Annotated in this window: 20 protein-coding genes; 10 read left to right on the forward strand and 10 right to left on the reverse strand. The window is 72.3% G+C overall.

Features of this window, described 5'->3' with window-relative positions; all coding sequences use genetic code 11:
* Window positions 1-4: 4 nt before the first annotated feature.
* The gene (locus OG439_RS24130; protein ID WP_256475199.1) at window positions 5-655 is read left to right on the forward strand and encodes a response regulator; all 651 of its coding nucleotides are present in this window, start codon (window positions 5-7) and stop codon (window positions 653-655) included.
* Here OG439_RS24130 and OG439_RS24135 read toward each other — a convergent pair.
* Entirely contained in the window at window positions 536-1,141 is a 606-nt protein-coding gene (locus OG439_RS24135) for an RDD family protein (RefSeq protein WP_326943145.1), read from the reverse strand. The two genes, OG439_RS24130 and OG439_RS24135, sit on opposite strands and share 120 nt — an antisense overlap.
* A 4-nt stretch (window positions 1,142-1,145) precedes the next feature.
* Window positions 1,146-2,078, reverse strand: coding sequence for a LysR family transcriptional regulator (locus tag OG439_RS24140; protein ID WP_326943146.1), 933 nt, complete (start codon window positions 2,076-2,078; stop codon window positions 1,146-1,148).
* A 73-nt stretch (window positions 2,079-2,151) separates the two neighbouring features.
* Here OG439_RS24140 and dapA point away from each other — a divergent pair, with 73 nt between their 5' ends.
* On the forward strand, window positions 2,152-3,036 hold the full coding sequence (gene dapA / locus OG439_RS24145; protein WP_326943147.1) for a 4-hydroxy-tetrahydrodipicolinate synthase: 885 nt from the start codon (window positions 2,152-2,154) through the stop codon (window positions 3,034-3,036).
* Window positions 3,037-3,039: 3 nt separating this feature from the next.
* On the opposite strand, the gene OG439_RS24150 is transcribed toward dapA, so the two are convergent.
* The 3 genes from OG439_RS24150 to OG439_RS24160 form a co-directional block, all read right to left on the reverse strand.
* Window positions 3,040-5,670 carry a caspase, EACC1-associated type gene (locus tag OG439_RS24150; RefSeq protein WP_326943148.1) on the reverse strand — a complete coding sequence of 877 codons (2,631 nt, stop codon included), beginning with the start codon at window positions 5,668-5,670 and terminating at the stop codon, window positions 3,040-3,042.
* A gap of 1 nt (window position 5,671) precedes the next feature.
* A complete protein-coding gene (locus OG439_RS24155) occupies window positions 5,672-6,010 on the reverse strand; it encodes an effector-associated constant component EACC1 (RefSeq protein WP_326943149.1) in 339 nt (112 codons plus the stop codon).
* A 97-nt stretch (window positions 6,011-6,107) separates the two neighbouring features.
* On the reverse strand, window positions 6,108-7,640 hold the full coding sequence (locus OG439_RS24160) for an FG-GAP-like repeat-containing protein (RefSeq protein ID WP_326943150.1): 1,533 nt from the start codon (window positions 7,638-7,640) through the stop codon (window positions 6,108-6,110).
* Between the two features lie 98 nt (window positions 7,641-7,738).
* On the opposite strand from OG439_RS24160, the gene OG439_RS24165 reads away from it, so the two are divergent.
* Window positions 7,739-8,557: a glycoside hydrolase family protein gene (locus tag OG439_RS24165; protein WP_326943151.1), complete on the forward strand. Its 819-nt coding sequence runs from the start codon at window positions 7,739-7,741 to the stop codon at window positions 8,555-8,557.
* Window positions 8,558-8,566: 9 nt separating this feature from the next.
* On the opposite strand, the gene OG439_RS24170 is transcribed toward OG439_RS24165, so the two are convergent.
* Window positions 8,567-10,021, reverse strand: a complete 1,455-nt coding sequence (locus OG439_RS24170; RefSeq protein WP_326943152.1) for a glycoside hydrolase family 76 protein — start codon at window positions 10,019-10,021, stop codon at window positions 8,567-8,569.
* Window positions 10,022-10,197: 176 nt separating this feature from the next.
* Window positions 10,198-12,930, reverse strand: a complete 2,733-nt coding sequence (locus OG439_RS24175) for a ricin-type beta-trefoil lectin domain protein (protein ID WP_326943153.1) — start codon at window positions 12,928-12,930, stop codon at window positions 10,198-10,200.
* 139 nt (window positions 12,931-13,069) lie between these two features.
* Between OG439_RS24175 and OG439_RS24180 the strand changes: the two genes are divergently transcribed.
* Window positions 13,070-13,471, forward strand: a complete 402-nt coding sequence (locus OG439_RS24180; protein WP_326943154.1) for a hypothetical protein — start codon at window positions 13,070-13,072, stop codon at window positions 13,469-13,471.
* A gap of 1 nt (window position 13,472) precedes the next feature.
* Here OG439_RS24180 and OG439_RS24185 read toward each other — a convergent pair whose 3' ends face one another.
* Complete coding sequence (locus OG439_RS24185; RefSeq protein WP_326943155.1) at window positions 13,473-14,795, reverse strand: alginate lyase family protein; 1,323 nt, start codon at window positions 14,793-14,795, stop codon at window positions 13,473-13,475.
* Between the two features lie 133 nt (window positions 14,796-14,928).
* Here OG439_RS24185 and OG439_RS24190 point away from each other — a divergent pair, with 133 nt between their 5' ends.
* Both OG439_RS24190 and OG439_RS24195 read left to right on the forward strand, forming a co-directional pair.
* Entirely contained in the window at window positions 14,929-15,789 is an 861-nt protein-coding gene (locus OG439_RS24190) for a helix-turn-helix domain-containing protein (protein WP_326943156.1), read from the forward strand.
* Window positions 15,790-15,863: 74 nt separating this feature from the next.
* Complete coding sequence (locus OG439_RS24195) at window positions 15,864-16,781, forward strand: hypothetical protein (RefSeq protein WP_326943157.1); 918 nt, start codon at window positions 15,864-15,866, stop codon at window positions 16,779-16,781.
* 42 nt (window positions 16,782-16,823) lie between these two features.
* Here OG439_RS24195 and OG439_RS24200 read toward each other — a convergent pair whose 3' ends face one another.
* Window positions 16,824-17,642, reverse strand: coding sequence for a LysR family transcriptional regulator (locus OG439_RS24200; RefSeq protein ID WP_326943158.1), 819 nt, complete (start codon window positions 17,640-17,642; stop codon window positions 16,824-16,826).
* Between the two features lie 98 nt (window positions 17,643-17,740).
* Here OG439_RS24200 and OG439_RS24205 point away from each other — a divergent pair, with 98 nt between their 5' ends.
* From OG439_RS24205 to OG439_RS24220, 4 genes are all read left to right on the forward strand, one after another.
* The gene (locus tag OG439_RS24205) at window positions 17,741-18,190 is read left to right on the forward strand and encodes a nuclear transport factor 2 family protein (RefSeq protein ID WP_326943159.1); all 450 of its coding nucleotides are present in this window, start codon (window positions 17,741-17,743) and stop codon (window positions 18,188-18,190) included.
* On the forward strand, window positions 18,187-19,095 hold the full coding sequence (locus OG439_RS24210; protein WP_326943160.1) for an NADP-dependent oxidoreductase: 909 nt from the start codon (window positions 18,187-18,189) through the stop codon (window positions 19,093-19,095). Before OG439_RS24205 ends, OG439_RS24210 begins: the two co-directional genes overlap by 4 nt.
* Window positions 19,096-19,192: 97 nt before the next feature.
* Window positions 19,193-19,651 carry a peptidase inhibitor family I36 protein gene (locus tag OG439_RS24215; RefSeq protein ID WP_326951608.1) on the forward strand — a complete coding sequence of 153 codons (459 nt, stop codon included), beginning with the start codon at window positions 19,193-19,195 and terminating at the stop codon, window positions 19,649-19,651.
* Window positions 19,652-19,712: 61 nt separating this feature from the next.
* On the forward strand, window positions 19,713-20,585 hold the full coding sequence (locus OG439_RS24220) for a hypothetical protein (RefSeq protein WP_326943161.1): 873 nt from the start codon (window positions 19,713-19,715) through the stop codon (window positions 20,583-20,585).
* Window positions 20,586-20,804: 219 nt separating this feature from the next.
* Here OG439_RS24220 and OG439_RS24225 read toward each other — a convergent pair whose 3' ends face one another.
* Window positions 20,805-21,215, reverse strand: coding sequence for a DUF6069 family protein (locus tag OG439_RS24225; protein WP_326943162.1), 411 nt, complete (start codon window positions 21,213-21,215; stop codon window positions 20,805-20,807).
* Window positions 21,216-21,232 lie beyond the last annotated feature (17 nt).

The following is a 21,232-nucleotide window of genomic DNA, read 5'->3' on the forward strand; positions in this document are numbered from 1 at the left end:
CCCGTTGCCCACGCGAGTGTTGATCGCCGACGACCAGGCGATGGTCCGCGCGGGATTCCGGCTGATCCTCGAAGGCGAACCGGACATCGAGGTCGTCGGGGAGGCCGCCGACGGCGAGCAAGCCGTGCGCGCGGCCCGGGAACTGCGCCCGGACGTGACGCTGATGGACATCCGGATGCCCGGCGTGGACGGTCTGCGCGCGACGGAGCTGCTGGCCGGCCCGGACGTGCCCGACCCGCTGCACGTCGTGATGGTCACGACGTTCGGCCTCGACGAGAACGTCCACGCGGCGTTGCGCGCCGGCGCCTGCGGCTTCCTGCTCAAGGACGCCGGGCCGAACCTGCTCATCGAGGCGGTGCACGCGGCCGCCCACGGCGAAGCGCTCGTGTCGCCGGCGATCACGACCCGGCTGCTGGCGCACTACGCGCGGCGCGACCCGCGGCAGGCCGTCGCGCCCGAAAGCCCGCTGACACCCCGCGAACTCGACGTCGTGCGCGCGGTCGCCCGCGGCGCGACGAACGACGAGATCTGCCGCTCACTCGTGGTTTCGCTGCCCACCGTCAAGACGCACATCGGCGCGGCCAAGCGCAAGCTCGGGGCCCGCAACCGCACCGAGATAGCCATCTGGGCCTGGGAAAGCGGCCTCGTCCACTGACTCCTCGGAGTCCGCTGGGCTGTGCTTGGGCACCCGGACGACGACCGTGCGCGCCACGACGTCGCCGAACCGCTGACGCCGGCGGGTGCACAGCATCACGACGACCCCGGCGAGGCCCCAGGCGAAACCGTCGATGAGCATCAGCACCTGGCGCACCAGGAACAGCCGCAACGGCGGGTGCGAGCCGTCGAGCATGACTACGCGCAGCCGCAGCCAGCGCATCGCCGGCGTCTGGCCGCCGTGCCGGTAGGGCCACCACGTCATGACGAACCACAGGCCGACGAGGTCCAGGGCCAGCATGGTGTAGACGACGACCTTGAGGAACGGCAGGAGTGACACCAGGCCGCTCGGGTGGAACAGCACGATCACCAGCACGGCGAGCAGCAGCATCGGCACGAAGACGAGCATCTCGTCCAGGAAGAACTGCACGAGCCTGCGCCCGATGATGCCGGGCCCGGGGCGATCCTCGGGCGGGGAACCGGTCATCACCCTATGATGTCGGCCCCGGCGGCCGGGCGCACGCCGGGTCGCGCTCCTTGTCTCTTGTGGACAGTTCGGTGAGCACCGCCCGGATCGCCGGGCTGGCGTCGGCGCTGCGCCGCCACGCCGCGTGGACCTCGCGTTTCGGGGGCCGGCTCAGCGCCCGCGCGACGAGGTGCTCCCCCAGCGGCGGGCGGGCCAGCCGCGGAATCAGCGCGAGGACGTCGCCCGCGGCGACCAGGGCCAGCTGCGTGGCGAAATCGTCGACGAGGTGCCGCACGTCGGGATCGCCGGGCACGAGCCGCCGGAACCACTGGTGGCAGACCGTGCCGGGCGGGCTGGTCACCCACGTGTGCCCGGCGAGGTCGGCGTCGTCCAGCGGCCTTTCGAGGGTCGCGAGCGGGTGCGTGCCGCTCAGGACGACGTCGCCGACGTCGGTGTGCAGGTGGCGCCCGGTCAGGGACGGCGGCAGCGGGGCGGGCAGGCCGTCGGCGTCGTGGACGAGGGCGAGGTCGGCGGTCCCGGCGTCGACGCTGTGGAGCGCTTCGCCGGGGTCCTGTTCGGTGATCCTGACGCTCAGGTGCGGGTTTCTCTCGGACAGCCGCCGCAAGGCCGGCGCGAGCAGGCCGCGGATGCCGGTCGAGAAGGCCACCACGCGCAGCACACCGCGCGGCGCGCCGGCCGAGACCGACTGGGCGGCCTCGGCGCAGCGTTCGAGGGCCTGGAACACGGCGGGCGCCGAGTCGACGAGCGCCTGCCCGGCCGGGGTGAGCACGACCCCGCGGCCGGCCGGCGCGAGCACGGGCACGCCGAGCTGCCGTTCGAGCCGCTTGAGCTGCTGCGACACGGCCGAGGCCGTGAACCCCAGCTCGTCGGCCGCGCGCGCGAGGGTCCCGAGTGCCGCCACCGACCGCAACGCCCGCAGGGCTCCGACGTCAACCATGAAGCCACGCTACGCACTATCGGCAAGAAAGCATCGCTGGACCGGGGTAGTCGGGCCGCGGCAGGCTCGGCCCATGACGCTCTTCGGCACCAACCTCGTCGCCATGGTGACCCCGATGCACCCGGACGGCACGCTCAGTGACGCCGGCCTCGCCGGCCTGGTCGACCACCTGCTGGCCACCGGCTGCGACGGCCTGGTCGTCGGCGGGACCACCGGCGAGTCGCCCACCCTGACCGACGCCGAGCCGGCCCGGCTCGTCCACGACGTCGCCGCGCGGGCAGCCGGTCGCGCCCGGGTGATCGCCGGGATCGGCACGTACGACACGGCCACGAGCGTCCGCCGCGCCCGCGAAGCCGAGGCGGCCGGGGCGGACGGGCTGCTGCTGGTCTGCCCGTACTACTCGCGGCCGACGCAGGCCGGGATCGTCGCCCACTGCACCGCGGTCGCCGACGCGACGTCGCTGCCGGTGATGCTCTACGACGTCCCCGCGCGCACCGGCGTCGCGATGGAGCTGCCGACGCTGCTCGCACTGGCCGAGCACCCCCGCATCCGCGCGGTGAAGGACGCGAAGGGCGACCTGTTCGAGGCGATGACGGTGATGACGCGGACGTCGCTGGCGTACTACTGCGGCATCGACGAGCTGAACCTGCCGTACCTCGCGAGCGGCGCGGCGGGAGTGGTGAGCGTCGTGGGCAACGCGTTCGCCGACCGCAACGCGTCGCTGATCGACGCGGTCCGCCGCGGCGACCTGGAGACGGCGCGGGCGATCCAGGGAGCGCTGCTTCCGTTGGTGGAGGCCATCATGCGGACATCCCAGGGCGCGATCATGGCGAAGGCCACGTTGGCGGCGCTGGGAGTCATCCCGAGCGCGGCCGTGCGCTCACCGTTGCTGCAGTCCCCACCGGCCCACCTCCAGCGGCTCACGGAAGCCCTGGCGAGCATGGCGGTTCCTGTTTGAGAGTCAGGTGTTCTGACGGCGTCGCTGCAACCAGGACTTGCGACTGGTGTAGTTGCCGAGCCCCACTTGGCGAAGGATGCCGTCGACGTTGGACGGCCCGATCCTGGCGTAGGTCTTCTTGACCCACTCCGCCGCGGCGATCAGGGAATCGGGCTGGTTCTTCTGCCGGAGGGCGGCAATCATGCCTCTGAGGTCGTCGTTGGAGCGGCCTGCCAGTGCCCGATGGAGTACGTCTTTCCCGACCTCCGACTCGCCGGAGTCGAAGAGGAACGCTATGTCGTGGGCGATGGTGTGGACGCCACGTCCGGACTGCGCAGCCGCGTCCACCGCGGCATCGGCGTACGACCGGAACCCGGCGGCGCCGAGACGGTCGACCAGTACCGCCAGCCGTGCCACCGGCTGGCTCAACAAAGAGCGGAGGGCCGAACCATCCGAGCTGGCCTCCAGCAGATGGCCGACGATCGTCGCGAGCGGCGGCTTTCCTCCCTCGATCGCCATGAACATCAGGTTCTTGGCATCGTCAGCGGGCAAGACGCGGAGCAAGGACACGAGTGCCTGGACGTCACCGCTGTTGACGATGCTCCCGAACATCTGTGCCTTCGCCTGCGGTTCGAGCTGATCGATGATGACAGGGGTGAGCTCAGGCTGTTTCTCGGCTGCTTCCGTGATGAGATCGGTGAACCGCCGCGCGAGAACCGGCTGCGTCATGATCAGAGCGGCCAGCAGATCAGCGCAGTAGCCCGGTTCACGCCCGGCGGCCTTCCGGAGAATCCGCTGCTGATCTCCCTCGCCATACCTGCCGAGCAGCTCGACGACGGTGCCCACCGCTGCCTGGCCGGCGGACTCTTCGAGCAGTTTCCGCGCGTCGACCGGGCGGCCTTCCTCGCGCAGCGCGGTGACGATCTCCAGCACCGCCGCCCCTGGCCGGGACACCGCAGCACGCAGGCAGAGCTGGTACGCCGCTCCGTCGTGGTCGCGCAGGCGCAGTGCCGCTGCGAGAGTGGTGACGCCCGCGTTCGACAGCACCTCGGCCGCCCGGCTCAGCGTCCGGTCGGCGTGCGGTGCCTGGTCGGTGTTCCAGAACGTCGTCGCGACCTCGAGCAGCGACTCGACGTCGTGGGCCCGTTCGATGACGCCCTGCGCGACCTGGGCGCTGTCGTCCACTCGGCCGGCCTCGGTCATCGCCTTGCAGAGTTGTGCCACGACTTCGCGCGGCCGGTTGGCCACGGCCTCCGCGGACGCCGCGTAGAGACCGAACGCGGCGTCCTCGCGGCCCACCTCGCGCAGCTCGTCGGCCAACGCGGCCACAGACGCGCTGGGAAGTTTGCTCACCGCACGGATGATCAAGCGGTCCACTTCTTCGCGCAGACCCGCCACCCACAGAGCGTTGACGAGCCCGATCAGCGACGACTGCGCCTGCGCGGCGTCGAACGCGGCGTCGAGCAGCTGGACCAGCTCGTCGGCTCGCCGGCCGATCTGCAGGAGGCGGGCCAGGTTCGCCGCGTCGGAGAAGGCTCCGGTGCCGACGGCCCGCACGAGCCGGGTCGCCTCGCCGGGCAGATCCGTGTCGTGCAACGCGTCCACGATCCGCAGCACCTCGTCCGGCGGGCGCCGGGCCGCGGCCGCGATCACCGTCCGCACGTCCGCGGCCGCAGCCTGCCGGTGGAGCAGGTCGACGATCGCGGCGACCTCCTGGTCCGGCCGCAGGGCGGCCGACGCGGCCAAGACCTGCTCGCCTCGCGCCTCCTCGCCATCGGCCCGCAGGGCTTGGACTTCGGTGTACATGTCGATCGGACGACGCCGGAGCAGTGCCTCCAAGCCGATCGGTGGCTGCGGCAGTACTCGTACCGCAGCCTCGATCGGATCTCCCGACGTGCGTCTGCCCGCCCCGTGCCGGTTGCGGACCAGCGCGATCGCCTGCCCGTCGTTGCGGGTTCGCTGCTGGGGCACGGGGAAGTGCCGGGCCTGCAGGTCCGATCGCACGTGGTAGAACAGCGTTTCCATGTCCAGCAGGTCGGTCCCGTCCGGCACGCCGTGCTCCAGCTTGTCGACCAGCGCGCCGGTGAACGCGGTGTAGGGCTCGCCGGGTGGCGCGAGCGCCAGATTGGTCTCCGCTGTGGCGGTCATGAGGTAGGTGCCGTCCACGCGGGCGTGGTCCGCCAGCTCGACGGAGCCGCTCATCCCGCCCTGGAGGGCCCGGCCGCTGAAACAGCAGTCCAGGAGCGCGACCTTGCCGTAGCAGCCCCGGGCGGTTTCGACGATCTCCCGGCGGATGTCGTCGTACCGGACCGACCGGTACAGCCGGTCGCCGGCCGCTTCCGGCAGCGCCAGGTAGAGGTCGGAGCGGTCGTCGAGCAGGCCGTGCCCGGCGAAGTAGAACACCAGCGCGTCCGACGCTTCCGAAGCCGCCACGTGCACGGCGTCCAGCACCTCGTCGACGGAAGTCGGGTTGATCAGTGCCACGCAGTGTTCGTCCGTCAGACCCCACAGGTCCGGGTCGGTGAGAACCCGGCGCAGCGTCGCGATGTTGTTGTCCACCGCGGGCAGCTGTTCGAGCGTGGAGTAGCCGGACACCCCGACGAGCACAGCTCGTGAGGCGCGGGGATCGGGCAGCCCGGCTCGCGGAACGCTCATGTCATTCGCCGCCACTCGAAGCGGTCGGCCCCAGCGGGAGGTCCTGGCTCATCAATGCGGCGAGTTGCTCTGCCGACCACGGGCCGGCGATGTTGATCGTCAGGGGCGGCACGTCCTTCTTGGACCTGCGGAAACTCGCCCACGCGATGCCGAGGTTGGCCAGACCGGTCAGCGAGCTGATAGACATGCTGACGACCTCGAACGCGCCCATGTGACCGGAGCCCGATGAGCCGGCCGTGCTGATCTTGGCCGAACGCACCACATCCACGTCCTGGCGGAGCCAGTGGTAGAACTGCTCGAGTGCTTGTTCGTCGCCGTCGGCGCTGATCGTCAGTTCCACAGGACCTCCGCTCGAAAGGGACACCACCCACAGTCGCTTTCGAGCGTCCACCTGTAACGGTTTCTCCCCGGATCGCGGTCTCGATCCCGCAACGGCGTCAGCCGATGGGGACTCCGGCGGCCACCTTTCCGAGGTTCGTCCAGCCTCCGTGGCCGTCGCCGCCTTGCCAGGCGTAGATCGTTGCCGCGTTGGTGGGTGGGTCGGCCAGGACGTAGTCCGCGTTGCCGCCGCCCGTGAAGTCGGCGAAGGCGACCTGGCTTGCCGTCGTGGTGAGGCCGGTGGCGATCTGGCCGTACGGGAGCCAGCCGCCGTGGCCGTCGCCTCCTCGGTTCAGGTACAGCGTTACCGCGCCCGAAGTGGCCAGTGTCGCGTAGTCCGCCGCGCCGTCGCCGTCGAAATCGGCGAAGCGGACCTGTGCCGGGTCCGTGGTTGTTCCGGTGGCCACCTGGCCCTGGCCCAGCCAGCCGCCTCGGCCGTCGCCGCCTCGGTTCAGGAACGCTGTCACCGCACCGTTGGGGGCGATCGTCAGGTAGTCCGCGCGACCGTCGCCGTCCAGGTCGGCGAACCGGACCTGGGCCGGGTCCGTGGTCGTGCCCGTCGCCACCTGGCCGAGGCTCAGCCAGCCGCCTCGGCCGTCGCCGCCGCGGTTCAGGAACGCCGTCACCGCACCGTTCGCGGCGATCGTCAGGTAGTCCGCGCGGCCGTCGCCGTCGAAGTCCGCGAACCTCGCCCGCGTCGGGTCCGTGGTCGTGCCCGTCGCCACCTGACCCAGGACCGACCAGCCGCCACGGCCGTCGCCGCCGCGGTTCAGGATGGCCGACACCGCGCCGTTCGACGCCACCGTCAGGTAGTCCGCCCGGCCGTCGCCGTCGAAGTCGGCCCAGCGGACCTTGCCCGAGCCGCCGGCTTCGGTGGCCGCGCCGAGTGCGGGGTGCGTGGCGATCCAGCCGTCCGTGAACGCCTGGTCCAGCGGCCCGTACAGGCTCTGCGCCATCCGCTGGTAACCCGCGTCGTCCGGGTGCAGGTTGTCCGCCATCTCCGCCGACGTCAACGCCGGCGGGTCGACGTAGCGGAACCGGTGCCCCGCCTGCTGTTCACTCCCCTGCATCGCCTTCACACCGCTGTTGAACGACGCCGTCGCGCTCTCCAGCCCCGGCGTGGTCGGGATCAGGCCCAGGAACAGCACAGCGACCCCGGGCCGGTCCGCGAAGATCCGGTCGGCCAGCGTCCGCAACCGTTGCGGCGCACCGGCGACGTCGATGCCGCGGGCCAGGTCGTTGATCCCGACGTGCAGCAGCACCACGTCCGGCCGGTCGAACGCGAGCCAGCCGTCGATCCCCGCCGTCAGCTGGTCGATCGTATAGCCGCTGTGACCCTCGTTGGCCGGGCCGGGCAGGCTGCCCGACGCCTGCGTCCCGACGAACCGCGCGGAATACCGCGACTGCCCGGCCAGCAACCGGGCCAGCGGCGCGCGGTAGGACGACGTGGTGGCACTGCCCACGCCCCAGGTGATCGAGTCGCCGAGCGGCATGACCCGCACGGCGGGACCGAGCGTGGCGGCGGACGCCGCGGGCACCAGGAAGACACCGGACACGAGCAGGGCGATGACGACGAAGAGACGGCGCAGCAAGGGAAACCTCCGTGAGAAACGCAGCGGGCGGCACCCAGCCGGCCTGGGTACGATCTCGATGACCCGGTCGTTCGTGCACTCGTGATCCGGAGGCACCCGTGAACTTCAGGAAGATCCTCGTCACCGCGGCGGTCGTCGTCGCCGCGCTCGGCGGCCTGGCCGCGCCGGCCACCGCCGCCAACGCAGCCGCCGCCAACACCAAGAAAGGCGTCAGCGCCGCTTCCTTCTCCGGCGTGACCACGGCGTTGAGCGACGTCGGCGCGAAGTGGTTCTACACCTGGGCCTCCGACAAGCAGGGCATCACCGCGCCCGCCGGGACCGAGTTCGTCCCGATGATCTGGGGCAGTGGTTCCGTCACCGCGGCGCAGCTCGCGCAGGCGAAAGCGAACGGCAGCACGCTGCTCGCGTTCAACGAGCCGGACCTGGCCGGGCAGGCGGCCATGTCCGTCGACACCGCGTTGAACCTGTGGCCGCAGCTGCAGAACACCGGGCTGCGGCTGAGCGCCCCGGCCGTGGCGTACGGCGGGGACGTCGCCGGCGGCTGGCTCGACCGGTTCATGAGCGGCGCGGCGGCGCGCGGCTACCGCGTCGACTTCATCCCGCTGCACTGGTACGGCGGCGACTTCTCGACGGCCGCCGCCGGGCAGCTGCAGTCCTACGTCCAGGCGGTCTACAACCGTTACCACCGCCCGATCTGGGTCACCGAGTACGCCCTCATCGACTTCTCCGGTTCGACGCCGCGCTACCCGTCTTCGGCCCAGCAGGCCGACTTCGTGAGCCGGTCGACGGCGATGCTCAACGGCCTGTCGTTCGTCGAGCGCTACGCCTGGTTCTCGCTGTCGACGTCGACCACGCCGACCGGCCTCTACACCGGCACCTCGCCGAACGCGAGCGGTGTCGCCTACCGGGCCGCGTGAACCGTCCACTCAGGACGCCGCGTTGAGGACGTCCAGTGCGCTCTGCTGGCGGGCCGCGTCGAGCTTGTCCAGTGGGCCGTACCAGCGCAGGCCGTACTGGTCGAGGGGGTTGCGGTCGGCCGAGTACGCCCGATCCGCTTGGCGGCGCAGGTAAGCCGTGTACGGGTGGTCGCCCAGCGCCGCGTTGAGGGCGGCCAGGCCGCGGGCGTCGGCGCCCTTGAACGACGGGCCGTCGCCGCCGCAGTCGCCGTTCTCGCACGGGTCGCGCAGGATGCCGTCCGCCGTGTTGAGCGACGTCGACGTGACGTTGGCGTCGCCCAGCCGGCGCGCGGTCGTGAGCAGCCCCGCGTCGCCCGTCGCCCGGTTCAGCTCGGTCAGCGCGTTGATGAGCACGCCCTGGTTGTACGACCAGACCGTGCTGCCGTTGTTGCGGCAGGAACCGAGGTCGACGCCGTCGTTGACCAGGGACGAGCCGTTCACCATGCCGGTGCCCTGGAACCACGTCCAGCCGCTCTTCGCCCGGTTCAGGTACGTGCTGTCGCCGGAGATCCGGTTGTGCAGGGCCGCGCTGAGCTGGATGTAGAGGGAGTTGGCGATCGCGTTCTTGTACGTCTTCGCCGTGCTCCACCACACCCCGCCGCCGCACGTGCCGTCCCAGTACGCGGCCATGTGGTCGGCGTCGGCGCGGGCGGTGTTCAGGTAGCGGCTGTCACCGGTGACGTCGTAGGCCAGCACCCAGGCGAGGCCCCACCAGCCGGTGTCGTCGATGTACTCGTTGCGGAACTGCCCCTGCGCGGCGTTGATGTTCTTGTCGTAGGTCCGCGCGATGGCGTAGCGGTAGCTGGGCATCCCGGTGACCTGGACGTTGCGGATCACCGCGGTGAGCGCGTTCGCCGAGTTCCACCAGCCGGTGGTGTCGAACAACCCCGTGGAGTTGTTGTAGAACATCATCTCCGCGGTGGCCGCGGCCGTCCGGCGCTCCCCGGCGTTCCAGGTGGTCCGGGCCCACGTCGTGCAGGCGACGTCCGCGCGGTCCACGGCCTTCCCGCACGCCCGCAGCGCGCCGACGCCGGTGTTGTTCCAGTCGTCCACGTTGTACATCAGGGTGCGCCAGCCGCGGTTGTTCGCGGGGACGGCGGTGGCCCCGAGCCTGCTGCCCGACGCCCACGACCGGCCGCCGTCGAAGGAGCGGTCGAGCCACACCTCGTCGCCCGGGCTGCCGTTCTCGATCGACGCCCAGCCCATCGCGTCGGAGTCGTCGAAGTGCAGGGCGATCGTCCGCGAGAACAGCGTCGACGTCACCGGCCGGCGATCGCCGGGCGAGCTCGCCGGATCGGCGGCGTCGCAGAGCTTGTTGCAGATGGTGGCGAGCGCGCTCGACGGCGTCGCGGACGGGGGTGGCGTCGCCGCCGGGGCCACGAGCGCGGCGGCGGTGAGGGCAGCGGAAATCCAGATACCGGGCATGACGAACTCCTCGCTGAACACGGGATCCGCGTGAAGATCACACTGAGAGCAGGGAGAACCCGCCCGGGCCCGGCGGTGAACCGGTTTCAGGTTGAGCCCCGACCCGGGCGACTGTCAACAGATTGTCCCGTTTTTGGTCCAGACAACTTTCGGCAAGACTCAGCTTTCGTCAAGACTCAGCCGCGGGACCACCGCTGGCTGCCGGCGCCCGAGCAGGCCGTGATGACGAGCGGGCTGCTCGCGCTCGTCGCGCCGCCCGCGACGTCCAGGCACTCCCCCGAGCCGGTGCCGACCACGGTGCCGTCGGAGCGGACCCGCCACTGCTGGCCGGGAACGCCCGTGCAGTCCCAGATCTGCACCGGCGTGCCGTCCGCGGTCGCGCCGCCGACGACGTCCAGGCACTTCGTGTCGAAGACGGTCAGCCGGCCGGTCGTGGTGGACGTCCAGGCCTGGTTGCCGCCGCCGTTGCAGTCCCACAGCGCCGGGCGGGTGCCGTTGGTCTGGTCCGCGGCGGGGACGTCGGCGCAGCGGCCCGACGCCTGCCCCTTGAGGACGCCGGTGCTCGCGCCGCGGTCCCAGCGCTGGTTGAGCCCGCCGTTGCACGCCCAGGTGGTGAGCGCGGTGCCCGGTGACGTCCCGTGCGCGACGGCGTCCAGGCAGTTTCCGGAGCCGGTGTTGACGACGCTGCCGTCGGGGTCGAGCCGCCAGCTCTGGGCCGGGGTGCCCGCGCAGTCCTGGATCCGGACGGCGGTGCTGTCGGCCGCGTCGAGGCACTTGCCGCCGTAGACGGTCAGCTGCCCGGACGGGGTCGCCGTCCACTGCTGGTTGGCGCCGCCGTTGCAGTCCCACAGCGTGATCGCGGTGCCGTTGGCCTGGCTCAGCGCCGGGACGTCGGCGCAGAGCCCGGACTCCCGTCCTTTGAGGACACCGCCGAGGTTGCCGGGCGGCGCCGCGACGACGGACAGGTTGTCGAACATCGTGGTCTGGTAGCCGACGACGCCGAGGCCGACCTGACCCGCGGTGAACGACGTGTCGGTGACGGCGCCGAGCGGGGCGCCGTCGAGGGTCGCGGTGACGCTGTTGCCGGAGAAGCCCAGCCCGAGCCGGTGCCAGCTGTTCAGCCCCGGCGCGGTGGCCGTGCCGGACGCCAGCGTCGTCAGAACGCCGCCGCTGCTGTTCTTCGCGATCGCCCACCGGCCCCGGTCGTCCAGGCGCAGCTGGTAGGCGGCCTGCCGGCTCTGCGGCCGCGTCTGGGTGTTGGCCCGCCCGAGCAGCGTGACGGTGCCGGCCTGCTGCAGGTCGACGTCGACGCTGACCGTGTAGTCCCGCCAGGCCGGGTCGCCGAGGAGACCGTAGGCGTCACTGTCGTCCTGCCACTCGATCGGCTTCACCGGCGCGACCTGCTGCAGGCACTGGCCGCTCCGGCCCGCCGCGCACGGGCGCGCTTCGTAGGAGCCCTGCATGTCGGCGAAGTACTTCGCCTCGGTGCGGCTCGGGTAGCCGTCGAAGTTGTCCGAGTACGGCAGCGCCAGCGCGTGCTCGGCCGGGCCGGCCGCGGTGCCCTTGCCCTGGCCGGACGTCGTGGTCACGGAGTAGATCCGGCCGGGCTGCAGGGTCAACGCGTACGCCCCGCCCTGCGGCGTGACGTCGGCCTGCCGCACGAAGGAGTCCGTGCCGCCGAGGTCGGTCGACCACACGTGCACCGTCCCGGTGCCGAGCCCGCCGGAGACCTTGACGTTCACCGTCTGCGCGGCCGCGGCGCCGGTCGTCTCGTAGATCGTCGAGTAGTCCGTGCCGGCAGCGGACTTCAGGCTGACGTAGCTGCCGTTCGCGCGGTTGCCGCCGAGGTAGCCGCTCGCGCTGCCGGTGAGGAACTTCCAGCCGGGCTGGGTGACCTGCGTGACCTGCGCGGTGGCCCAGAGGCTCTTCCCGAGCTGGTAGGACCCCGACCACGGCGACCCGGCCACCGCCAGCCCGACCGTGCTGTAGGGCAGGTTCGGGGTGATCGCGGCGAGCAGCGGCCAGTTCATGAACCCCGTCAGCTGCCCGTCGAGGTAGCCGCGGGTGATGCTGCGGATCAGCGGGACGGCGCCCGCGTTGTCGTCCTGCGAGCCGAACTCGCTGGCCCACAGGGGTTTCCCGGTCGCGACGGCGTTGGCCGACGACCCGCACGACGTCGCGTCGGACAGGTAGCCGCACGGGTAGTGCGAGCCGACGACGCCGACCGCGCGGCCGAACGCCGGATCGGCCAGCATGTCGTCGGCGGTGTTCCAGCCGGTGTCGTCGCCGACGATCTGCACCGCGCCGTAGCCGTGGGAATCCAGGGCCGAGCGCAGGTTCTTGTACCAGGTCGTGTCGTGCCCGCGCTCGTTCCAGCCGCCGAGGTAACCGATGGTCAGGCCGTGCTGCTTCGCGCAGCCGAGCCACGAGAGGTCGTAGTCGATCATGTCCTGCGACCAGAAGTTCCCGCCGCCGATCCAGCCCGGCGCGGCCCACGGCAGCGCGACCAGCTTGATCCCGGGGTTGCGCGCGACGGCCTGCTCCCCCAGCCAGAACTCGTACCCGACGTCGCAGTTCACCTCGCCGCGCACGTGCTCGTGGCTGGGTTCGGCGCCGTCGGTGGAGTTCGCGTCGCCGCCGATCTCCAGCTTCAGCAGCTGCACCGCGGCGCCGTAGCCGGGCTTGAAGAGGTAGTCGAGGATCTGCGCGCGCTGAGCGGGCGGGTAGTCGATGAGCAGCCGCGAGTTCCCGCCGCCGCCGCTGATCGCCCCGACGCCGTCGAAGGTTCTCCCCGCCGCGGCGCCGTTGACCGCGACGTCGGTCGTCACCGCCGACGCCGCGGTCGCCGGGACGACCAGCGCGGTGAGGACCAGGAACGGGACCACGAGCAGACGGGCGAGGCGGGCCATGCGTGCTCCTCCAGCCGAAGCCGGGCACCCCGCGACGGGGCGCCGCACCTCAGGGAAGCGGCTCACAGCAAGGAAAGTCAACGGACCGAAGTCGCGTGTGGCGAGATCCGTCCGATTCCTGTCCGGTTACCCTGGGCCCGTGACGCGCTTCGGCATCGACGCCCTGACCGCGCTGCGCCTGGCCGAAGACCAGGTCGTGGTGGCCCCCGAGCACAAGCTCGTCGCCCCGAGCGTGCTGCGGTCGCACGCGATGGCGCACCTCTACGAGGGCGTCCGCCGGGGCGAGCGGACGGACCGCGACGGCCTGGTCCTGCTGGAGCGCCTGGCCGGCCTGAAGATCCGCCTGCTCGGCGACCGCGTCTCGCGCTCGACGGCGTGGCAGATCGCCGCTCGGCTGGACTGGCCCGATATCGGGATGGCCGAGTACCTGGCCGTCGCGAAGCTGCAGGCCGACCGGTTCGTCACCCTCGACCCGGCGCTCGCCGCGGTGGCGGACAAGTTCGTCCCCACCGCGGCGATCACCGAGCTGCTTTCCCGGTGACTCAGCCGGTCGTCGAGATGTCGTCGAGCTGCTCGGCCGCGGGCCGGACCGGGTAGAGGTCACCACCCGGCGGCGCCGGGACCTTCGGGAGCGCGGCCCGGGCCAGGCGGTCACCGGCGTCCGCGGCGGCGTGGACGCTGTCCAGGGCCGCGTACTGGGTGAAGTTCAGGTCCGGGTAGTGCCACTGCGCGGCGCCGCCGGTGGCCGCCGGGAGCAGGAAGTCGACGGCCTTGGTGATGCTGCCGCCCTGCGGGTTCCGGTAGCCCCACAGGTCGACGCCGGCGTGGCTGCCGATCTGCGCGAGCCGGGTCAGCGCGACCAGGTTGAACGTCGAGTAGTGGAACGTGCGGGTGCGCGCGATCTCCTCCGGCTGGCTGCCGTCGGCGGCGATCTGGTGGTCGATCCGGCCCGCCTCGGCCTTCTCGAGGATGTCCTTGGTGACGCCGCTCTGCCCGGTGTAGAGCGCGATCCCGGCCGTGAGCATGTCCATGAACGTGCCGTGGTTGTTCTGGGCCGCGGCCTCGTCCTGGCCGTACTGGCTGGTCCGCAGCCAGGTCAGGAACTCGCTCGACCAGCCCTTGAACGCGCCTTCGTCGGCCTTCGACCAGCCCGGCGCGCCGGTGCTGAGGATCGCGGCGGCGTCGAGCACCTGGGTGAAGGTGTAGGAGAACTCGATGATGCCGATCCCACGCCCGTCGTTCTTGCACGGGATGCCCTGCGCGAAGTTCAGGTTCGGGTTCATCTTCGTGGCGGCGTCGAGGAACCAGGTGCGCAGGTCGAGCGCCGCGCGGCGCGCGTAGTCGGCCTTGCCGGTGTAGTACCAGGCCAGCGAGAGCTGGTAGATCGAGCTGAACGCCTTGAGCCGCTCGGCCTTGTCGGGCACGGCCGTCGTCTCGGGGTTGAGGACGCCGTCACGCTGCACGTACGGGCAGCCGAGCGGGTTGGCCGCGGTCTTCGGCTGGCTGGGCCACCAGTACGGGGCGAGGCTCAGGTAGTCGTGCTTGTCACCGCTGGGCGGCACCCGCTCCTTGTCGGCGACGGTCCACGGCCCGGCCGTGACCGCGACGTCGGCCTGCTTGACGAGGTTCCCGAGCGACGTCTTGACGGTCCGGTCCCCGAGCAGCAGGGCGAGCTTGTTCAGCAGGAGGCGGTTCCCGTCGAGCACGACGGTCTTGGGCGGGCAGAGCCGTTCGATCCCGGGTAGCGAGCACACCCCGGCGGTCGTGGCCGGTGCGGCCGCGGCGACTCCGGACAGCGACCCGCCGAGGGTCGCCGTCACCACGGCCAGGACACCGAGACGGCGAAGGTTTCTGAGTGGCGACACTGCTACTCCGTTCACGTACATGAACTAGTGACATACATGTGACGCTTGATTGGATACCTGAACGCCGGGCGATGCACAAGGGTCCCCGTGCCAGGGTGTGGCTCGGGTTCGCCGGAAGCTCGACACTGGAGCCATGGACGGACGACGGCAGCTCGGTGAGTTCCTGCAGACCCGGCGCGCCCGGCTGCGGCCCGAGGACGTCGGGCTGGCCGGGTACGGCGACCGGCGGCGGGTGCCGGGCCTGCGCCGGGAGGAGCTCGCGCTGCTGGCCGGCGTGAGCGCGTCGTACTACGCGCGGCTCGAGCAGGGCGCCTCGCTCAACGCCTCCGCCGAGGTACTGGACGCGATCGCCGGGGCGCTCGGGCTGGACGACGCCGAGCGCCGGCACCTGCACAACCTGGCCGGCCCCCGCCGCCCGCTCGGGCGCCGGCCGGCGCCCGAGCGGCTCACCGCCGCGACGCGCCAGCTGGTGGCCGCGCTCGCGGACGTGCCGGTCGTCGTGCTCGGGCGGCGCGGCGACGTCCTCGCCTGGACCCGGACCGGGCACGCGCTGCACGCCGGGCACCTCGGCCACGGCGACCCGGACCGGACGGGCGCCCGCCCCAACATGACGCGGCTGGTGTTCACCGACGCGCACACCCGCGAGCTGTACCCCGGCTGGGCGGCGAAGGCCCGCGACGTCGTCGGCAACCTGCGGCTGGCGGCCGGGCAGCACCCGGACGACCCGCTGCTGGCGTCGCTGATCGGCGAACTCTCGATGAAGAGCCCGGAGTTCGCCGCGCTGTGGTCGGACCACCGCGTCCGCGCCTGCGACGTCGGCGTCTACGAGATGCACCACGCGATCGTGGGCGCCATGACGGTCACCCAGCAGACCCTGCACACCGAGCAGGGGCAACGGGTCGTGGTCGCGACGGCGGAACCGGATTCGGCGTCCGCGCACGCGTTGCAGCTGCTCGCCCGGGACGTCACGGCCCGGGAACCCGCCCGGCACTGAGTTCGCTTTTTCCCCGCACCGCACGGTTTTCACCCACCGCGCGTTCCTCGAACGCGCCAGAAAACGAAGGAACCATGAAGAAAACGCTCGTGACCCTCACCCTGCTGGCGACCCTCGCCACCGCCACTCCGGCCTTCGCCGCGTCGCGGAACGTCGTGCACTTCGACCTGGCCGCCGGTCAGCAGCCGGAGAACGTCGCCCTGGAACCCGACGGTGCCGCCGACGTCACCTTCGCCGGCGCGCGGCAGGTCGCCCGAGTCGACCGGGCGGGCCGGACCCGGATCTTGGCGACGCTGCCCGCGCCCGCGACCGGCGGCGGCGCCCCCGCACTGGGTTTCCCGCTGACGACCGGCCTGGTCCGGACGCCCGACGGGACCCTGTACGTCCTGTACGCGACCGGCACCGACGACCTGACCGGCCTGTGGCGGCTGCGCCCGGGCGGCACCCCGCAGCGGATCGCGGCCCTGCCCGGGAACGGGCTGCCCAACGGCCTGGCGTTCGACGGGCACCGCTTCTTCGTCACCGACTCGGTGCTCGGTACCGTATGGACGGTGCCTTTCGCCGGTGGAGTGGCAAAATCCTGGTCTGCCGCAGCCGAACTGGCGCCGAACGGCTTCCTCGGCGCGAACGGCGCCAAGCTCCACGACGGCGCCCTCTGGGTGACCAACCTCGACCGCGGCACGGTGCTGCGCATCCCGATCCGGCCGGACGGCCGGGCGGGCACGCCGCGGATCACGGCCACCGGTCTCGCGGGCATCGACGACTTCACGTTCACCGGCCGCGGCGACGAGATCCTCGCCGCGCTCGACAGCCCGAACAAGGTCGTCCGGATCGGCGCGGACGGAACCGCGTCGACGGTGCTGGACGCGGCCGACGGACTGCAGAACCCGACGTCGATCGCCGTGCGGGGCAACGAGGTCTACGTGCTGAGCGCGGCTTATCTCACGCAGCAGGATCCGAACCTGCTGCGGACCGCGCTGCCGCGCTGCTGAGTTCCCCGGGCCGCGCCCCCGATTCCCGGGGGCGCGGCCCGGCTACGCGATCGCCGCCATGGCGAGCCGGCGGGCCGCGACGTCCTTCGCCGTGCGCTCGAACGCCTTCACCTCGGCGCTGACGTTCCCGGCCAGGCGGGCCAGCACCACCCGCGTCGGCGGGCAGTCCGCCACCGGCACGCCGACCACAGTGTCTCCGGCCCGGCTCACCGCGCCGTGGCCCACGACGGCCAGCAGCTGGCCGACCGCGACCCGGTCCACGATCTCGTCGAGCGGCAGCTGCGGGCACTCCTGTCGGAACGCGTCCTCACGGCGGAGGTCGGCGATCGAGACCGCCGTCCGGCCGGCGAACGGGTGCGACACCGGGACCAGGGCCACCGGCAGCTCTTCGGCAACGTCGGTCGTGACGAACCCGGCGAGGTCGTTGCTCGCGCAGAGCAGGGCGACGTCGGCGCCGCCGCCGCGGACCGCGCCGACCTGGTCGGTGGTGAACAGCAGCTCCACCGGGTACGCGCGGGCGAACGCCTCGACCAGCTCGGCCAGCACGCCGGCGGCGGTGCCCGAGCGCACCGCGACCGTCAGCGGCGACGAGCGTCCCGCCCGCCGGGCGCGCCGGGCCGCCCGGTCGACCGCGGCCAGCGCCGACCGGCTGTCGGCCAGGAAGACGCGGCCGGCGTCGGTCAGCGACACGCGGCGGCTCGTCCGGTCGAACAACCGCATGCCCAGGCGCCGTTCCAGCCGCGCGATCGCCCGCGACAGCGGCGGGGCCGCGATCCCGAGCCGCTCGGCCGCGCGGCCGAAGTGCAGCTCCTCGGCGACCGTCACGAAGTAGGCGAGCTCGCGGGTCTCCAGTCGATCCATACCTCCAAGGTAATGATCGGCGGCCCGGACGGCATCGTTCCGCCGGTCACGTCGCGGTTGGCTGGAAGCACAGCCACCACCGACGAAAGGTCACCCCCGTGTCCGACGAACGCGCGGTCCAGGAAGTCCTGGCCCGCTACGTCCGCGCCACCGACCGGCGCGACGGCGCCGCCCAGGGCGCCCTGTTCACCGACGACGCCGTCGTCCGGATCTTCCAGAAGGCCGGCCCCGACCGGTACGAGCCGGTCGGCGAGCCGCTGACCGGCGGCGCCGGCGTCCGGTACGCCGTCGAGAACTTCATGGCCCCGCACCCCGAAGGCGGGTCCAGCCACCACGTCACCGCCGACCACCTGATCACCGTCGACGGCGACACCGCCCACCTCAACGCCCAGTTCGTCGTGTTCGAGGCCCGGACCACGCCCGAACGCACGATCCAGGCCGTCGAGTCGGGGTACTACGACACCAACTTGCGGCGCGTCGACGGCGAGTGGAAGATCGTCCGGCACCACGCGCTGGGCGACCTGCCGATACGGGTGACACAGCCGTGAAAGCCGTGGTCTACCACCGATACGGCGGTCCGGAAGTGCTGGAGATCGCCGAGCTGCCCGAGCCCGTGGTCGACCTCGACGGCGTGCTCGTGCGGGTGCGGGCCGCCGCGCTCAACCCGGCCGACCTCGGCGTCCGATCAGGAGCGCTGGCCGGGTTCCGCGCGTCCTACTTCCCGGTCGTGCCCGGCTGGGACGTCGCCGGGGTGGTCGAGCGCGCCGGGCCCGCGGCGCCCGAGTTCGCGCCCGGCGACGAGGTGATCGGCTACGTCCGCGGCGAGGTCGGACACCGCAACGGCGCCTACGCGGAGCTGGTCGCCGCCGACGTCCGGACCCTGGTCCCCAAGCCCGCCGCGGTGCCCTGGCCCGAGGCGGCGGGCCTGCCGCTGGCCGGGCTGACCGCGTTGCAGGCCGTCAACACGCTCGCGCCGAAGCCCGGCGAGACGCTGCTGGTCCACGCGGCCGCGGGCGGCGTCGGCTCGCTGGCCGCACAGCTCGCCGTCAGCCGCGGCGTCCGGGTGCTCGGCACGGCGTCCGAGGCCAACCACGGCTACCTGCGTTCCCTGGGCGTGGAGCCGGTCCGCTACGGCGACGGTCTCGCCGGCCGCGTCCACGCCCTCGCCTCCGACGGCGTCGACGCCGTCCTGGACACGGCCGGCCGCGGAACGCTGAGGGCGACTCCGGGCCTCGGCACGCGGGTCGCGTCGGTCGCCGAGTTCGACGTCCCGGGCGTGACGCCGGTGTTCGCCCGCCTCGTCCCCGCCGACCTGCGCACGGTCGCCGCCCTGGCGGCGGCGGGGACGCTCCGGGTGCGGGTGGCGCGGACGTTCCCGCTGGAGGAAGCCGCGACGGCCCAACAGATGCTGGCGGAGGGACACGCACCGGGCCGGATCGTCCTGGTCCCCTGACGTTGCTCCACCCGGGTTCTCTTCGTGGTCCGGCCTCAACCCGGGTCCGGTTCGGGCGTGGAAGCGGTGCAGGACCACGAACGAGGGAGAACCCATGATGTCGAAGGTGCGGAAAATCGCGATCGGTGCCGTCCTGGCCGCGGCCGGGCTCATCGCGGCCCCGGCCGCCCAGGCGGCGACCGTGAGCCCGGCGGCGAGCGCCGCCTGCCCGAGCGCCTATTTCTGCTTCTACTTCAACAGCGGCAACGCCGGCGCTCACGGCGACTACTTCCATTCGGACGGCAACCTCGGCGACGAGCTGTTCAACAAGGTCGGCACCACCAGCAACGGCTTGGGCGTCCAGGTGAAGAACCACGCCGCGTCGGTGACCAACAACTGGTCCTACACGGCGACGGTCTACTACAACAGCGGCTGCAACGGCAGTGTCGCGTCGCAGTCGTTCGCCCCGTACTCGTCCGGAAACTTCAACGCCACCATGAAGAACCAGAACGCGAGCTTCAGGTGGCCGGGGAGTGCCGGAGCGTCCTCCGACTGCGCGAACCGCGATCAGTTCTAGCCGCACCGGCCGGGACCGCGCCGCACCGGCGCGGTCCCGGTCGCGAACCGGAGGTCCCGTCGTGGCCACACTCAGCCGTCTGGCCGCCTTCGCCGCGGTGCTGGCGATCGTCGCCGGTTGCTCGGCGGCGCCCGCCGCGCCGTCCGACTTCGGTGCGGGCGACCTCGCCGTCGCGCTCGGGAAGGTGCCCCGCGACCTGTCGACGGTGCACGGCCTCGACCTCCCGCTCGACCGGTCGCAGCTGACGCCCGTCGAGGAGCTGGAGGTCATCAAGGCGCGCAACACCTTGATGGAACGCTGCCTCGCCGCCCACGGGCTCTCGTTCACCTTCCCGCCCGTCGATCCCGTGCGGGATGCCGCCAAACCGCGGCGGCACGGTCTCGTCGACGCGGCCGAGGCGGCGGCGTACGGCTACCGCGACCCGGCGGTCTTCGCCCCGCACGGCGCCGACCGGCCGCCGCCACCGCCGGACGTCGTCGCGATGATCACCGGCACGCGCGAAGGACGTGACGTCCCGCCCGGCGGGTGCGCGGGTGAGGCGGACCGAGCCCTGGCACCCGACGGGAAACCCGGCCAGGAACCGGTGGGTTTCGCTCTGAGCCAACGGAGTTACGACATCACCCGGACCACCCCGCCCGTCACCGCGGCCGCGGCGGCGTGGTCGCGGTGCATGGCGGAGGCCGGGTTCCGTTACGCCGACCCGCAAGCCGCGATCGAGGATCCCGCGTTCGGCGCGGGGCGGGCGTCGGCGCACGAGATCGCCGTCGCCGTCCGGGACGTGCGGTGCAAGGAGCGCACCGGCTGGGTCCGGACGTGGGTCGCCCTCGAGCGCGTGGTGCAGGAGGGGCTCGTTCCGCACCACGCCGCCGACCTGGCCCGCGAGCAGCGGCACAAGGACCGGCAGCTGGCGGTGGCCCGCGGGATCGCCGGGTGACGGCGTTCCGGGGACCGGTCCCCGGACTGGTCGGCTACAACGGGGTGCACCGGTGCGCTCGCGGGTGGGGTTCCGACGGCGTGGGGGTCCGCCGGAGCCACGCCGCGGGGGGCACCCTGACCGGCGTGTCCCACCCTGTACCCCAGCGGGGCGGGACCGCCCGGCGCGGGACCGCCTGCCCTTGAACCGGCAGGCGGTCCCAGCGCGGACTCGGCGGGCTCAGCCGCGCGGCGCGCCGCCCGCTTCCCGGAGCCGGCGCAGGCCCACGGTGACGACCGCCGTGGCGACGACCAGGTGCATGAGCATCAGCCCGACGACGTTGGCGGCCGTCGCGCCCGCGGTCAGCAGCAGGACGTCCGGGATCCAGGTCAGCACGAGCGCGCCCGGCACGATGACACGCAGGGCCCGCGGGAACCGCTGGGCGAGGAAGGTCCAGCCCACGACGCCGAGCACGAACCCGACGATCGTCGCGGGCAGGTAGGCGACCGGGGCGAGGCCCATGCCGATGCCGCCGTCGTCGAGGGCGGACGCCGTGAGCCCGATGGCCGTGTTGACGACTGCGGCGGCCAGCGCGGCGAGGCCGTACCGGAGAGCGACGGCCGAGGTCGGGGTGGCTGCGGTGGTGGTCATCGCTTCTCCTTGGGTTG

This window comes from Amycolatopsis sp. NBC_01307 (assembly GCF_035975215.1).
Classification (GTDB): Bacteria; Actinomycetota; Actinomycetes; order Mycobacteriales; family Pseudonocardiaceae; genus Amycolatopsis.